Origin of the sequence: Paenibacillus castaneae (assembly GCF_002884445.1) — a bacterium.
GTDB classification, from domain to species: Bacteria; Bacillota; Bacilli; order Paenibacillales; family Paenibacillaceae; genus Pristimantibacillus; species Pristimantibacillus castaneae.
On record NZ_KZ614144.1, the window covers coordinates 3,226,525 to 3,240,493 of the forward strand.

Annotated in this window: 15 protein-coding genes and 1 pseudogene; all 16 read left to right on the forward strand. The window is 44.9% G+C overall.

Going from position 1 to position 13,969, the window contains the following annotated elements; all coding sequences use genetic code 11:
- Positions 1-38 precede the first annotated feature (38 nt).
- The 16 genes and pseudogenes from CEF13_RS14360 to CEF13_RS14435 all read left to right on the forward strand — a co-directional run bounded on the left by CEF13_RS14360 (position 39) and on the right by CEF13_RS14435 (position 13,901).
- Entirely contained in the window at positions 39-1,388 is a 1,350-nt protein-coding gene (locus CEF13_RS14360) for a glucose-6-phosphate isomerase (protein ID WP_208414471.1), read from the forward strand.
- Positions 1,389-1,405: 17 nt separating this feature from the next.
- On the forward strand, positions 1,406-2,824 hold the full coding sequence (gndA, locus tag CEF13_RS14365) for an NADP-dependent phosphogluconate dehydrogenase (protein WP_102711369.1): 1,419 nt from the start codon (positions 1,406-1,408) through the stop codon (positions 2,822-2,824).
- Between the two features lie 163 nt (positions 2,825-2,987).
- On the forward strand, positions 2,988-3,542 hold the full coding sequence (locus CEF13_RS14370) for a GNAT family N-acetyltransferase (protein ID WP_102711371.1): 555 nt from the start codon (positions 2,988-2,990) through the stop codon (positions 3,540-3,542).
- A 510-nt stretch (positions 3,543-4,052) separates the two neighbouring features.
- Positions 4,053-4,331 (forward strand): annotated as a pseudogene (locus CEF13_RS29235) (transposase); the annotation flags it as partial.
- 192 nt (positions 4,332-4,523) lie between these two features.
- Positions 4,524-5,078 (forward strand): biotin transporter BioY, encoded by a 555-nt coding sequence (locus tag CEF13_RS14380; RefSeq protein ID WP_102711373.1) that lies wholly within the window; start codon positions 4,524-4,526, stop codon positions 5,076-5,078.
- Between the two features lie 31 nt (positions 5,079-5,109).
- Positions 5,110-6,591 carry an AMP-binding protein gene (locus CEF13_RS14385; RefSeq protein ID WP_102711375.1) on the forward strand — a complete coding sequence of 494 codons (1,482 nt, stop codon included), beginning with the start codon at positions 5,110-5,112 and terminating at the stop codon, positions 6,589-6,591.
- On the forward strand, positions 6,588-7,739 hold the full coding sequence (locus CEF13_RS14390; protein ID WP_102711377.1) for a thiolase family protein: 1,152 nt from the start codon (positions 6,588-6,590) through the stop codon (positions 7,737-7,739). Before CEF13_RS14385 ends, CEF13_RS14390 begins: the two co-directional genes overlap by 4 nt.
- Positions 7,736-8,134, forward strand: coding sequence for an FAS1-like dehydratase domain-containing protein (locus CEF13_RS14395; protein ID WP_102711379.1), 399 nt, complete (start codon positions 7,736-7,738; stop codon positions 8,132-8,134). Before CEF13_RS14390 ends, CEF13_RS14395 begins: the two co-directional genes overlap by 4 nt.
- Positions 8,112-8,456: a MaoC family dehydratase gene (locus CEF13_RS14400; RefSeq protein ID WP_102711381.1), complete on the forward strand. Its 345-nt coding sequence runs from the start codon at positions 8,112-8,114 to the stop codon at positions 8,454-8,456. Before CEF13_RS14395 ends, CEF13_RS14400 begins: the two co-directional genes overlap by 23 nt.
- The gene (locus CEF13_RS14405; protein ID WP_102711383.1) at positions 8,453-9,274 is read left to right on the forward strand and encodes an SDR family NAD(P)-dependent oxidoreductase; all 822 of its coding nucleotides are present in this window, start codon (positions 8,453-8,455) and stop codon (positions 9,272-9,274) included. The genes CEF13_RS14400 and CEF13_RS14405 overlap by 4 nt, the downstream gene beginning before the upstream one ends.
- The gene (locus tag CEF13_RS14410; protein WP_102711396.1) at positions 9,275-10,075 is read left to right on the forward strand and encodes an ATP-binding cassette domain-containing protein; all 801 of its coding nucleotides are present in this window, start codon (positions 9,275-9,277) and stop codon (positions 10,073-10,075) included. It abuts the gene before it with no gap.
- Positions 10,060-10,908: an ATP-binding cassette domain-containing protein gene (locus tag CEF13_RS14415; RefSeq protein WP_102711398.1), complete on the forward strand. Its 849-nt coding sequence runs from the start codon at positions 10,060-10,062 to the stop codon at positions 10,906-10,908. The genes CEF13_RS14410 and CEF13_RS14415 overlap by 16 nt, the downstream gene beginning before the upstream one ends.
- The gene (locus CEF13_RS14420) at positions 10,909-11,712 is read left to right on the forward strand and encodes an energy-coupling factor transporter transmembrane component T family protein (RefSeq protein ID WP_102711400.1); all 804 of its coding nucleotides are present in this window, start codon (positions 10,909-10,911) and stop codon (positions 11,710-11,712) included. It begins immediately after the preceding gene.
- A complete protein-coding gene (locus CEF13_RS14425; protein WP_102711402.1) occupies positions 11,713-12,054 on the forward strand; it encodes a CHY zinc finger protein in 342 nt (113 codons plus the stop codon).
- On the forward strand, positions 12,054-13,016 hold the full coding sequence (locus CEF13_RS14430) for an NAD(P)H-dependent flavin oxidoreductase (protein WP_102711404.1): 963 nt from the start codon (positions 12,054-12,056) through the stop codon (positions 13,014-13,016). The genes CEF13_RS14425 and CEF13_RS14430 overlap by 1 nt, the downstream gene beginning before the upstream one ends.
- A gap of 33 nt (positions 13,017-13,049) precedes the next feature.
- The gene (locus tag CEF13_RS14435; protein WP_102711406.1) at positions 13,050-13,901 is read left to right on the forward strand and encodes a helix-turn-helix domain-containing protein; all 852 of its coding nucleotides are present in this window, start codon (positions 13,050-13,052) and stop codon (positions 13,899-13,901) included.
- Positions 13,902-13,969: the final 68 nt, after the last annotated feature.

The window sequence follows — 13,969 nt, forward strand, 5'->3', positions numbered from 1 at the left end:
CGCTTTACTATACATGGGAGTAAAGGAGAAGCATTCAAATGACCATTTCATTCGATTATTCCAATGCACTATCGTTTATTGGGCAGCATGAAGTCGATTATTTCAGCGAGTTCGTGAAAGTGGCTCACCGGATGCTGCATGAGCAGCACGGCCCTGGTTCAGAATATTTGGGCTGGGTGAATCTGCCGCTTGATTATGATAAAGAAGAATTTGCGAGAATTAAAGAAGCATCGAAGCGCATTCGCAGCCATTCGGATGCTCTAATCGTTATTGGCATCGGCGGCTCCTATTTAGGCGCAAGATCAGCGATTGAAGCGCTATCCCACACCTTCCATAACCAAATGAAGGGCAATACGGAGATCTATTTTGCCGGCCAAAATATTAGTTCAACGTACATCACTCATTTATTGGAGCTGCTCGAGGGAAAAGATATTTCGCTCAATGTGATTTCCAAGTCGGGCACGACGACGGAACCGGCAATTGCATTCCGTATTCTGCGTGATTATATGGAGAAGAAATATGGCAAAGAGGAAGCACGCAAACGCATATTCGCAACAACCGATCAATCAAAGGGCGCTCTCAAAAAACTGGCCGATGAAGAGGGCTACGAAACTTTCGTCATTCCTGATGATGTAGGCGGACGATATTCTGTACTGACAGCGGTAGGGCTTCTGCCAATTGCGACTGCTGGACTGGACATCGATCAAATAATGAAAGGCGCAGCTGCTGCTGCGCAGAAATACAATAATCCTGATCTGGCATCCAATGAGAGCTATCAATATGCGGCAGTTCGCAACGCTCTTTATCGCAAAGGCAAATCGATTGAGCTGCTGGCTAACTTTGAGCCTTCCTTGCATTACGTTTCCGAATGGTGGAAGCAGTTGTTTGGAGAAAGCGAAGGGAAAGACCAGAAGGGACTTTATCCAGCATCAGTCGATTTCTCGACCGATCTGCATTCCATGGGACAATATGTCCAAGAAGGTCGTCGCGATCTCATCGAAACGGTGCTTTCGGTGAAGAAGGCGAAAGTCGAGTTCACCATTCAAGAGGACTCAGGTAATCTGGATGGATTGAATTTCGTTGCAGGAATGACGATGGATGAAGTAAACAAGAAGGCAGCAGTGGGCACACGTCTCGCCCATGTCGATGGCGGAGTTCCCAATCTAATTGTTGAACTAGATGAGCTGAGTGAATATACGTACGGAGAAATGGTCTATTTCTTCGAGAAAGCATGCGGCATCAGCGGCTTGCTGCTTGGGGTGAACCCGTTCGATCAACCTGGCGTTGAAGCTTACAAAATCAATATGTTTGCACTTCTTGGCAAGCCTGGTTTTGAAGCGCAAAAAGCGGAGCTCTTAAAGCGTTTAACAACAACTGAACAGTCATAAGAGGGAGGCAGCTATTTATGAAAAAACAACAAATTGGCGTCGTCGGCTTAGCCGTCATGGGTAAAAACTTAGCCTTGAATATTGAAAGCAAAGGGTTCTCTGTTGCGGTGTATAACCGTTCAGCCGAGAAGACAAAAGAACTTTTGGCAGAAGCACAGGGGAAAGATTTCGTCGGCACATACAGCGTTGAACAATTCGTCCAATCGCTTGAAACGCCGCGCAAAATTCTCATCATGGTCAAAGCAGGGGGGCCAACTGACGATACAATTAATCAGCTTGTGCCTTATCTAGATCAAGGAGATATTCTGATTGACGGCGGTAATGCATATTTCCCTGATACACAGCGCAGAAACAAAGATCTTCAAGCCCAAGGCTTCCGTTTCATCGGCGCTGGCGTTTCTGGTGGCGAAGAGGGGGCACTAAACGGACCTGCAATTATGCCAGGTGGTCAAAAAGATGCGTATGAGTTGGTAGAGCCTATCTTGACCGCCATTTCCGCCAAAGTGAACGGCGATCCTTGCTCCACTTATATTGGAGGAGACGGTGCTGGCCATTATGTCAAAATGGTTCACAACGGCATCGAGTATGGTGATATGCAGCTCATCGGCGAAGCTTATCATCTACTCAAGGATGTATTGAACTTGAACACAAGCCAGCTGCATGACATTTTCACAGAATGGAACAATGGCGAGCTGGACAGCTACTTAATCGAGATTACTGCTGATATTTTCAAAAAAATAGATCCCGATACAGGCAAACCGATGGTAGATGTCATTCTCGATTCGGCAGGACAGAAAGGAACTGGCAAGTGGACTAGCCAAAGCGCATTGGATTTGGGCGTTCCATTGTCTATCATTACTGAATCCGTCTTCGCACGGTTTATATCTGCTATGAAAGAAGAACGTGTAGCCGCAAGCGAGAAGCTGAATGGTCCAGCGGTATCCAGCTATGAGGGCGATCCGAAAGAATTCATCGAAGCGGTACGCAAAGCTTTGTATACGAGCAAAATAGCTTCCTATGCGCAAGGCTTTGCACAAATGAGAGCTGCTTCCGACGCTTATAACTGGGATTTGAACTACGGCAGCATTGCAATGATATTCCGCGGCGGCTGTATCATCCGTGCTAGATTCCTGCAAAATATTAAGGATGCCTATGACCAGAATCCTGCTCTGAACAATTTGTTCTTGGACGAATACTTCGGCAGCATCGTTGATAACTATCAGGATGCTTGGAGAAAAGTGATAGCCATTGCTGTAACTAGAGGAATTCCGGTTCCTGCTTTTGCTTCTGCATTAGCTTATTACGACAGCTATCGCTCGGAGAGGCTGCCAGCTAATTTACTGCAAGCTCAACGGGATTATTTCGGAGCGCATACGTTCCAACGTCTTGATAAAGAGGGAAGCTTCCATTTCCAATGGATGAACCATAACGAATAACATATTTTGAGATTTCGTATACTAGAGCGGCAATCAAGGACATTATTTATTCGTCCTAGGTTGCCGCTTTTGCTACATGCATATGGCTAGTAGACATGGTATACTCTACGTTAGATATTAGCCATAACATCAAATTTATATATTCCAACAAGCGAGGTACATCATGACACGTGTGAAAATAATAAACTCTTCTTTGAAAGGCGAAATATATGCTTTTCAGGCTCAGCCTGAGGATGAGAAGTCGGTTCGCGAATTGATTCTACAAACGGCAAGATGGTTGAATAGTATGGGGTCAACGCAATGGGCTGGTCTGCTTCATGGTCAAGATAGTCATAATCTCTCAGGTGCGATCATGCAAGGAGAGGTTTTTGCTTTTCGTAAAGCAGATGAAGATGAGCTTGCAGGCTCCGTCATTTTACAGCAGAACCCTAGTGAATGGGATAAGAAGCTCTGGGGTGAAGAGGCGGTAAGCAACGGAAATGCTATTTATTTGCATCGTTTAGTAATCAACCGTCGTTACTCTGGAAAGGGATTAGGCGCAGAAATGATGTCTTGGGTTGAAGATGGAATTCGATTTGCTGGGAAAGATCACATTCGCCTGGATTGTATTGCCAACAACGAGAAACTTAACCGCTTTTACATTCAATGCGGTTATACCTACAAAGGCGAAACAGATGGTTTCAGTATTTATGAGAAGTTGCTTCCAAATATCAATTAATATTGAAACGACTTCATAAATGACGCAGCTGTCATCAGCTAAATAAGTACTAATCCAAGTTAAATAACATCCGTGTCAGATGGTCAGGAATATGATTCGCAAAGAGAGGCAGTCCCAAAAGGGCATAAAACCCGAGGTGGGATTCCCCCTTCAGGGTTACCTTTTCTACAGCCTTCTTCGAATGAGCTCGTATCCGCTGCTTGATTTGGAATAGAGCTAATTTTTAGTTCTATTTGCTCGAAAGTAAGCGAAATTCACGAAATAGAGCTAGTTTCTAGCTCTATTTCACTCAACTATCGTCATAAGAGCCCATAACTGCTCATTTTATCGGAAATAGAGCTAATTTCTAGCTCTATTTCTCCAAAAGTAAGCTAAATTCTTGGAATAGAGCTAATTTCTAGCTCTATTTCACTTAACTATCGTCATAAGAGCCCATAACTGCTCGTTTTATCTGAAATGAGGGTGTCCCAAAAGCCATAAGGCTTGGGGCACCCTTTTTCATTGTTTTTAAAGCTTGTCTTTCGCTATGAAAGTAAAGATACAACGGAAAGTGGTTTTGAAATCCGAGTCAGTTTAATATACATGCGCTACAAGCAGCAGGCCCGTGAAAAGCTGCGCAGTGAAGAAGGTTATGCGTTATCAGTCAGTCGGATGATTGAGCTAGAAAGTGTATTCGGGCAATTAAAGAATAACCGGTGATTCCGGCGTTTCCTGCTTCGCAGCTTACCAAAAGTAAGCCTAGAGGTCGGGTGGCTTTCGCTTGCCCATAATCTGCTTAAGCGGGCAGCAATGGACCAAAATAGAAAAATGGCGGTACAGGAACAGCCCCTTTTCTTTTTTATTGGGAATTATCCAATTCAATTGTTAACCTTGTTTTTAAATTATAGGTTTACAATCATGAAATATCAAGCTATGATTTATCTCATACATAGATGTCGACTCTTGTAGCCCTATTTTCAACTTAGCAACGGAGGTAACAAATTGAAGACAAAAGAGATGGTATTCGCTGCATTATTCACTGCATTAATAGGGGTATTAGGCATGATCCCGCCAATTTCATTAGGTTTTATCCCCGTGCCCATAACCGCGCAAACACTCGGCGTCATGCTGGCAGGATGCTTTCTAGGAAAGAAAACGGGTACGCTTAGTTTGGTCCTATTTATCGTATTAGTCGCTTTAGGCTTACCTTTATTATCAGGTGGACGTGGAGGTCTTTCTGTACTAGTTGGGCCCTCTGCAGGCTACATACTAAGCTGGCCGATAGCCGCATTCTGTATCGGATATATGACAGAAAAAGCGTGGTCAACTTTAAAAACGTGGAAAGTGATCGTCATTAATTTTGTTTTCGGTGTTGTACTTGTGAGTTTAATCGGTGCGCCGATCATGGCTATCATTACGCATACATCTGTCTGGGCTGGTCTTGTGGGTGCTGCTGCATTTTTACCAGGAGATTGTATCAAAGCTATTATCGCAGCCATTATTGCCCTGCAATTAAAAGCTGTCAGTCCGATTGAAGAGCATGTAAATAACAAATAATGACTGAAATTGTGAACAGGTGTGATGAGCGATGAATCTAACAGACCCATTATTACGTTATGCAGTGCAGCAGTCCGACAAAGTCGCCCTAACCAACGGACAAGAGAGCCGTACTTATGGAGAACTGGTGCAAAGGATGAAAAAAGTCGCACAGGGCTTCATACATAATGGACTCATCCATGACAAAGTCGCCATTTTGTCTACGAACCGCATGGAGTTTGTTGAGGTTTTTCTTGGCGCAATCTATGCAGGCTGTGTTCCCATCCCTTTGGATCCAAAGTGGAGCATAACTCAAGTTAATGCTATTTTGCAGCAATATAAGCCGAAAATGATTTTTACTGAGATGGCATTTGAACAGAATCTAGTCCTGCAGGACAACGGAATTCCGGTTTTTACTTTTTCAACTGAAGAAACAGGTAGCTATGATAAGTGGTTAGATATATGGAAGCCAGAAGCTGAAATGGATGAATCCAATGAACTATTGTTTATCGGATTCACTTCCGGCACAACGGGCATCCCTAAGGGATATATCCGTACCCATTCGTCGTGGATCAATAGCTTTAAAGCTAGTAAAGAAGCTTTCCAACTAAACAATATGGAGCATGTATTAGCTCCAGGTCCATTTGTTCACTCCTTGTCGTTATTCGCCTTGATACAGAGCCTGTACAGTGGCTCAACCTTTCATATCACAAATGAATTTAATGCTCGAAGTATTTGGCAATGGTGTGAACAGATTCCTGGTGCGATTTTGTTTGTGGTGCCAACGATGATTGAATCGATGATGCAGGAGGCAACCCACGGTCAGACGCAAATTCAAGCACTGATCAGCTCTGGCGGGAAATGGTCTGAGTCGTCGAAGAAAAGGTGCAAAGAGGTTTTTGGCGGAGCGAAGCTATATGAATTTTACGGCTCATCAGAAGCAAGTTATATCAGTTTTTTGGAGATTCATGCCGCAAACAAACCTCATTCGGTTGGCAAGCCCTTTTCAGGTGTGCACGTATCTATTCGCGATGAACAGTTTCAGGAGGTGCCCGTTGGAGTCATTGGGCAGCTTTACATTCGAAGTGAAATGATGTTTTTAGGCTATTATCATTTGCCAGAGGAAACGAAGGCAGCATTCCGAGATGGATGGCTCATCATTGGGGATTTCATGTATAGGGATGAAGAGGGGTACTTGTATATGGCTGGACGCGCAAAAAACATGATCGTATCTGGCGGCCTTAATATTTTCCCCGAAGAAGTAGAGTCTGTGCTTCAGCACATTCCGGAAATTCAAGAAGTGATGGTGCTTGGAGTGCCGGATGCCTACTGGGGTGAGCAGGTGACTGCAGTCGTGAAGTGGAGCGGACTAGAGCGCTTAACTATAGAGGAAATTAAACATTACTGCCGCCAGCATATAGCGAGCTACAAAGCTCCAAAACAGCTCGTAACAGTAGATCAGTTCATTTATACGAGTAGTGGGAAAATAGCTCGGCAGGCGATGAGAGACTCTATTAAGGGAGAAACAATATGATTGAAGCAGTAATTGTCATGGCTAAACGTACTCCAATTGGCAAGCTGGGCGGCATATTAAATACGCTAGAGCCGGAAGCATTATTAGCACCGCTTATTAAGCATATGGTATCTGCAACAAAACTGCCGAAGGATATAATTGATGATGTAATCATTGGCAATGTAGTAGGACCAGGCGGCAATGTAGCAAGGGTTTCTGCTCTCGAAGCAGGACTTCCTGTCACGGTTCCAGGAGTTACGGTTGACCGGCAATGCGGTTCAGGGTTAGAAGCCATTAATATAGCAGCGCGTCTCATTCAAAGTGGCGCCGGCGCGGTTTATTTAGCTGGTGGTGTAGAAAGCACGAGCCGTGCACCTTGGAAATTAGCCAAGCCACAAACGCTTATGGGTATACCGCAGCTTTACACGCGTGCTCACTTTACTCCAAGCGCCTACGGCGACCCGGATATGGGCATTGCGGCGGAGAATGTAGCGAAACAATACGCCATTTCCAGGGAAGAACAGGACCTTTATGCTTTGAAAAGCCATCAAAAAGCTGTTCTTTCTCAGCAAAATGGCCGATTTCTACAAGAGATTGTTCCTTTGCAAGTAAATGGAGAATGGGTTACGACAGATGAGTGTCCAAGAGCCAATACGAGCCTCGAAAAGCTGCAGCAATTGCCGCCCATCTTTCTGGAACAGGGTACGGTAACAGCAGGCAATGCATGTCCACTCAATGATGGAGCAGCTCTTGTTCTCATCATGTCCCGTGAAAAATGCACGGAGCTTAAGCTGAAGCCTATATTGCGCGTAGTAGATGCTCAAGCTGCAGGTGTTGATCCTAATTTTTTAGGTATTGGCCCCGTTCCAGCTGTGCAGAAAGTGCTAAGCCGTCAGCAGCTTACGGCTGCCGATTTGGATATAGTGGAGTTTAATGAAGCATTTGCATCACAAGTATTGGCCTCACTAAAGGAGCTTCAGATTCCGCAGGAAAAGGTCAATTATGGTGGTGGTGCACTTGCTATAGGGCATCCTTACGGTGCTTCAGGAGCCATCTTGATGACTCGCTTATGCGCAGAAATGCTTTCCACCCCCTACAAACGAGGCCTTGCCACACTAGGTATTGGTGGCGGAATAGGCCTCGCAACATTAGTGGAGGCAGTTGAATGAGGAGCGTCCAACATCAGCTTCATATAAGCGCGGAGTGGATTACCCAATATGCAAGTAGTATCGAAGCTCCTTTGCAAGTGATGAATGGCGATTTAATCGCACCTGCGACAATGCCTATTATTTTCTGGCAAGCATTCGACATACCTTGGTTGAGCAAGGATGTACCTTTCATTCATGGCATGCAGCGTTTCTCATACGAGGCACCGATTATTGCAGGCATGAACTTAGATTGTGAATTATGGTTGACGAAGGTAGAAAAAAAGAGAAGTAAACAAGGGTGGCTGACCTTTTATGACCATACCCTTGTTTGTTCATCTGACGGTGCTCTCATAGGCACAGCCGAAACCGTATTAATCCGAGTAGGTGATTACGATGAAAAAAACAATAACAGCTGAAGCTATCCAGCGGTATGCGGCTGCCTCTAAAGATACGGCTGCCATTCATTTGGATGTCGAAGCAGCAGTGAATGCAGGCTATGAACGCCCCATCGCGCACGGCATGTACATTATGGGGCTGGCGCAATCCATTTATTTAACTGAGCATCCATTGCAATGGATCACCGCGTACAGCATGAAATTTCAGAAGGCGCTATTCGTAGATTCTGTCGCAATCTTTGATTATGAGGTTGATGACGATCGTATCCATATGACTGTCGGATTAGAATCTGGCGAAGTGATTGCATCTGGCACCTTTTCAGTGAAAGAGAGGCAGTCATGAATAAAGCAGCTTTAATTACAGGAGCGACCCGGGGGATTGGACGCAGTATCGCCTTGCATCTTGGTCAAGCTGGTTATCAAGTGATTGTTAATGGTACGAAGCAGTCACTAATAGACGAAGTGGTGCAGGAGATCCAACGAGCAGACGGTGAAGCAATCGGGTATTATGCCGACGTTGCAGATCCGCTCGCTGTCACTTCCATGGTAGATGCTGCCATAGCTAATTATGGTCGCATGGATGTATTCATACATAACGCTGGCAATTTGCATGACCAATTATGTGTGCAGATGACGGATGAAGAGTGGAAATCTGTGCTTGATGTACATTTGAATGGCGCTTTTTATTGCATTCAGCGCATACTGCCGCATATGCAAACGAACGGCGGCGACATTCTTCTCATGACCTCAACTGCTGGATTAATAGGTTCGAAGGGACAGGTAAATTATAGTGCGGCCAAAGCTGGAATGCTTGGTATCGTATGGACGCTCGCAGATGAATTAAAGCGTAATCGGATTAGGGTGAATGCCATTTCGCCTGCTGCCTTAACGGATATGACAAGACCTGTAATCAAGCATATAACGGAAAAATACGCCAAGCGAAATGAACCATTTCCAGAGTACTGGCGCGTGGGTGAATCAGATGATATCGCTCGTTTTGTTATCGCATTGCTGGCACAGCCCGATGCAGATTTAACCGGTGAAATATTAGGTATTAACGGTTCGAAGGTTACGAGTTGGCAGAAGCCGGCTCCTGCCTTCTTCGAAAACAGTGTGGAGGCATTTTTCGCAACGTGGCAGCGTCAGAAGGGAAGTCGTTAAATGCTAACATTCGACCACGTTCATTTTTATTATAAAAAGGGACAGCCTGTCATAGAGAATATGAGCTTTACGATTGAAGCAGGAGAGTTTGTATCGATTGTCGGAGCCAATGGATGCGGCAAATCGACGATTGCCAAGCTAATGGTTGGACTATTGCTTCCGAAGGAAGGCAGTGTGACATTTAAAAACTTAGACACCTCAAATCCTGCAGACCTCCATCAGATCCATGAGCAAATAGGCCTGGTGTTTCAAAATCCAGAGGATCAATTCATCACCACAACAGTAATGGATGAAATCGTATTTGGTTTGGAAAATATTCGAGTGCCAAGAGAGGAAATTCGCAGCCGATTGGATTTCGCGATACAAGCTGTTCAGATGGATGACTACTTAGAGTCGATGCCGCACCAGCTATCCGGCGGTCAAAAACAGCGCGTAGCTATTGCGGCTATTGTCGCAATGCGCCCACAGATCATTATTTTTGACGAGGCTACCTCCATGCTTGATTCACAAGGAAGGGTGCAGGTGGTTTCCATTATGCAAGAGCTGCACCGTCAGGGCATGACCATTATTCACATCACCCATCATATGGAAGAAGCGCTGGCTGCAGAGCGTATTTTGCTCATTCATAAAGGTCGGCTTGAATTTGATGGCGATCCTTTGGTCTTTTTCGAAACAATGCCCGTCGCAGACTATCAATTAGAGCTGCCTTTTGCAGTGCGATTACATACAATCTTCCATCAAGGAGAGCCGCTAACGAGAGATTGGAAGGAGATGATTCGCTTACAGTGGTCTATCAATTAAATAATGTGACTGTGAAATATGCTGATCGAGCAGCTTTGAATAATGTGAGCTGCACCATTCAAGAAGGCAAATGGATTTCTGTCATAGGTCAGACGGGTGCAGGAAAGTCTACATTCGCTAAAGTGCTGAAGGGGCTTATTCTTACAATTGATGGGGAATATTGGATTAATCAACAGCCCGCTCATCGAGATGCCAAAGGACAGCTAAAGGTTGTGCCAGAAATCGGCTACGTTTTTCAATATCCGGAGCATCAGCTATTCGAAACGACCGTTTACAAAGAGCTCGCCTTTACTCCTAGGCTGCAGGGCTATTCCCAACAGGAAATTGAGATATTAATTGAAACCATTTTGGCGCAAGTAGGTTTGTCGGAGGAGATTGTTACATCGGTGCCGTTCCAATTAAGCGGGGGTCAAAAACGACGCGTAGCAATCGCTTCCGTATTGATGATGAACCCGAAGCTGCTTATATTGGATGAACCGACAGCAGGTCTTGACCCGGCAAGCCGTGATGCTATGCTGCGGCTGCTCAAAAAATGGCAGCAGCAAGAAAATCGCACGGTACTCTACCTATCACACCAAATGAATGATGTTGCCGAATACTCGGACGAAGTCATCGTATTTCAAGCTGGGCGCCTCATGGGGCATATGGATACTAATGCTTTATTTCTGGATAATGCTCCATTACTAGAGCAGCTCGGATTGTCACTGCCGGAACCGGTACAGCTATTAAAGCTTATAGAGGAATTATCCGGCCAGAAAATCGAAGTCCCAAGCTGCAGGGAGCAGGATATATTCGAGAAAGTATGGCAAATCAAGCATGCAAGGAGCTTCTAAATGGCTAATGCAGTTGTATTGGGGCAATATTGGGAGACGAATTCCATCATTCATCTTCTGGACCCTCGCACAAAGATTTTAGGTCTCATCATCATTATGCTAAGCTTCCTAATGCTAGATACATTCATCAGCTACGCTGTCGCTACTCTATTTCTTATTGGCATTTTGCTGCTGACTAATATCCCATTTCACGTTTTAGGGAAAAGCTTAAAGCCTATTTTGTTTATTTTGATGTTCACTTTTGTATATAATGTGTTATTCACTAAAGGAAACGTCATTTGGTCCTGGTTATTTATCGAGGTGACAACGGAGGGGCTGCAAATCGGGATCCGTTTCGTCTGGCGTCTTATTTTACTCATTTTACTGGCCTCGATTTTAACTTTAACGACAAAGCCGTTATCCTTAGCTGATGGACTAATAAAGCTGCTAGCGCCGTTATCCAAATTAAATGTACCTGTGGAGCAGTTTTCACTAATGATCGTCATCGCCATTCGGTTTATCCCAACCATCTTACAGGAGCTTGATCGTATTCTGCTTGCACATAAGGCTAGAGGCTATGATATGATTTCTTTATCGCTCCCAAAACGTATTTTCGCTTATATACCCATTCTCATTCCATTACTTTTCACGCTCATTCAACGTGCTGAACAGCTGTCTTACGCCATTGATGCGCGCGCTTACGGCAATGGCAAGGGGAGAACTACGTATAAGCAATTGAAATTTGCACAAATTGATTTGCAAGCAGGCGGAATTGTCATCGTACTGACGGCGTCCCTATTGTTATTGAAGATTGGGGGAGTTTAAGTGGACATTTATGGACCAGTCATTGACAACGAAACGCGTTGTATTCATTATCATACTGAAAAGGATATTATCGCCATTAAGTTTAAATGCTGCAATCGCTATTATCCTTGCTATAAATGCCATGAGGAGCATGCAGATCACAGCATCACGCAGTGGCCGAAAGAGCAATTTGATGAATTCGCTATCCTTTGCGGATGCTGTCACACCGAGTTGACGATTCAACAATATATGAATACCGCTAACTGTCCCCATTGCGGGACATTCTTTAATGAGAGATGTGCGCTGCATTATCCGATTTACTTTGAACGATCTGATGAGGAAGAACACAAGGGGGAACGATGATGGAGTGGCAAACACGTATAACCGAATTATTGCAAATAAAATATCCTATTATTCAAGGTGGACTAGCTTATTTAGCGTATGCAGACCTCGCTGCTGCCGTTTCGAACGCAGGTGGACTAGGTCAAATTACAGCTATGAGCCTCCCCAGCACTGATGATCTGCTCAAGGAAATTCAGCGTGTACGCACGCTAACCAGTAAGCCATTCGGTGTCAACTTTGCTATCGGAATGCATGGTGTTAATTATATGGATAGGGTTCAGGTCGCAATCGATGAACAGGTGCCCGTAGTGACCATTACCGGTGGGAATCCGACGCCGATTCTAGAAACGCTGCAGTCCACAGATATTAAAACACTCGTACTCGTATCCTCAAGCAGACAAGCCCAAAAAGCTGAACAACTAGGTGCATCAGCGGTTATTGTTGTTGGGCAAGAGGGCGGCGGACACTTAGGACGTGATGATGTTGGCACCATGGTACTTGTACCTCAGGTCGTTGATGCTGTAAAAATTCCCGTCGTTGCCTCAGGCGGTATTGGGGATGGCCGCGGATGGATGGCAGCCCATGCACTTGGCGCGGAGGGCATCGAAATGGGGACCCGCTTTATCGCCACCGAGGAATGTGTTGACGCCTCTGCATCCTTTAAAAAAGCGCTTATTGAGAGCTCTGAATTTGATACAACGGTTATCAAACGTTCCATCCAAGCTCCTGCCAGGGTATTGAAGAGCGACTTTGTCGATAAAATTCTTGAAATTGAACGCGTATCACCAACCTATGAAGCGCTAAAGGATTATATTAGCGGTGAAGCTAATAAGCGTTGGATTTATGATGATATCAAAGAAGAAGGCTTCGGTTGGGCTGGCCAAGTGACCGGCATGATCCATGATATCCCTACAGTCGCCGAGTTATTTGACAGGATGATTAAAGAGGCAGAGCAAATCCGTGGAAAATGGGGAGCTGTGTGATCGCCAGTCAAAAGTGAGAATGGAGGCTGCCAAATGCAGACTAAGCCGATACCCACATTGAGGGAACAACTGGAGCTATCTTTGTACCAGCTCGAAACAGCGCCTTACGACAATTTGTCGATTCAGAATATGACGGTCCCTCACTGGATCATATCTCATGTGAAAGAGGGGGTCGTCCAGATGGAGTCGAACGGTCTCACTTTTGAAGCGCGCTCAGGAGACGTGATGATCCACCTTCCACACCTTCCATTCTCTGAAAAGGCAGAATGCGCTGGGATTCATCAGTACATCTTTTTGGACCTTTACACGTCTTCTCATCTAGAATATTTCCGGCTTCATCCCATAGCGCCTGTTATTCGGCTGAATGACAATCAACGCTTCATTAACCTATTTAACGAGCTGGAGAAAACGTGGCACCAGCAGGATAGCGAGGAGCGCAATCTGTATCTGTTCTCCTTGGTTACTTCACTTGTGGCCCTGCTCATGGAAAGTTGGAAGACCGCGGGTTCTCCTTCCAGACCGGAGAAGCTTCGTACGAATCAAGATCGTTTCGTAACGGTTATCAATTATATGAATCATAATCTAGAGAAGAAAATTTCGCGCGAAGAATTGGCTGCTTTTCTTCATTTGAATCCTAGTTATTTCGCTCGTAAATTCCAGCAGTATTATAATAAAGCTCCCATGCAGATGCTTAAGGAGCTGCGACTTAGAAGGGCTGAGCGGCTGTTGGAGACAACGGATTACACGTTGGAAACCATATCAAAAATGTGCGGTATGGGGGATGCCTCCTATTTTAGCAAAACCTTCAGAATAGAAAACGGCTTGACACCCGGCCAATACCGCCAAAGCACCAAAAGTACAAAACGTGGTTATTTTTCTTCTTAAACTATTCGGAAAAAGAGCGGCTGCAGAGCCGCTTTTTGCATTCAACGGCTTAGAACAAAGGTATCAAA

What these genes read in the sequence shown, in the direction of transcription:
- CEF13_RS14370 (WP_102711371.1), top strand. Translation starts at nt 2,988, where the DNA reads ATGACACGTGTGAAAATAATAAACTCTTCTTTGAAAGGCGAAATATAT.
- CEF13_RS14420 (WP_102711400.1), top strand. Translation starts at nt 10,909, where the DNA reads ATGGCTAATGCAGTTGTATTGGGGCAATATTGGGAGACGAATTCCATC.
- CEF13_RS14435 (WP_102711406.1), top strand. Translation starts at nt 13,050, where the DNA reads ATGCAGACTAAGCCGATACCCACATTGAGGGAACAACTGGAGCTATCT.
- CEF13_RS14430 (WP_102711404.1), top strand. Translation starts at nt 12,054, where the DNA reads ATGGAGTGGCAAACACGTATAACCGAATTATTGCAAATAAAATATCCT.
- CEF13_RS14410 (WP_102711396.1), top strand. Translation starts at nt 9,275, where the DNA reads ATGCTAACATTCGACCACGTTCATTTTTATTATAAAAAGGGACAGCCT.
- CEF13_RS14360 (WP_208414471.1), top strand. Translation starts at nt 39, where the DNA reads ATGACCATTTCATTCGATTATTCCAATGCACTATCGTTTATTGGGCAG.
- CEF13_RS14395 (WP_102711379.1), top strand. Translation starts at nt 7,736, where the DNA reads ATGAGGAGCGTCCAACATCAGCTTCATATAAGCGCGGAGTGGATTACC.
- CEF13_RS14390 (WP_102711377.1), top strand. Translation starts at nt 6,588, where the DNA reads ATGATTGAAGCAGTAATTGTCATGGCTAAACGTACTCCAATTGGCAAG.
- gndA (WP_102711369.1), top strand. Translation starts at nt 1,406, where the DNA reads ATGAAAAAACAACAAATTGGCGTCGTCGGCTTAGCCGTCATGGGTAAA.
- CEF13_RS14405 (WP_102711383.1), top strand. Translation starts at nt 8,453, where the DNA reads ATGAATAAAGCAGCTTTAATTACAGGAGCGACCCGGGGGATTGGACGC.
- CEF13_RS14385 (WP_102711375.1), top strand. Translation starts at nt 5,110, where the DNA reads ATGAATCTAACAGACCCATTATTACGTTATGCAGTGCAGCAGTCCGAC.
- CEF13_RS14400 (WP_102711381.1), top strand. Translation starts at nt 8,112, where the DNA reads ATGAAAAAAACAATAACAGCTGAAGCTATCCAGCGGTATGCGGCTGCC.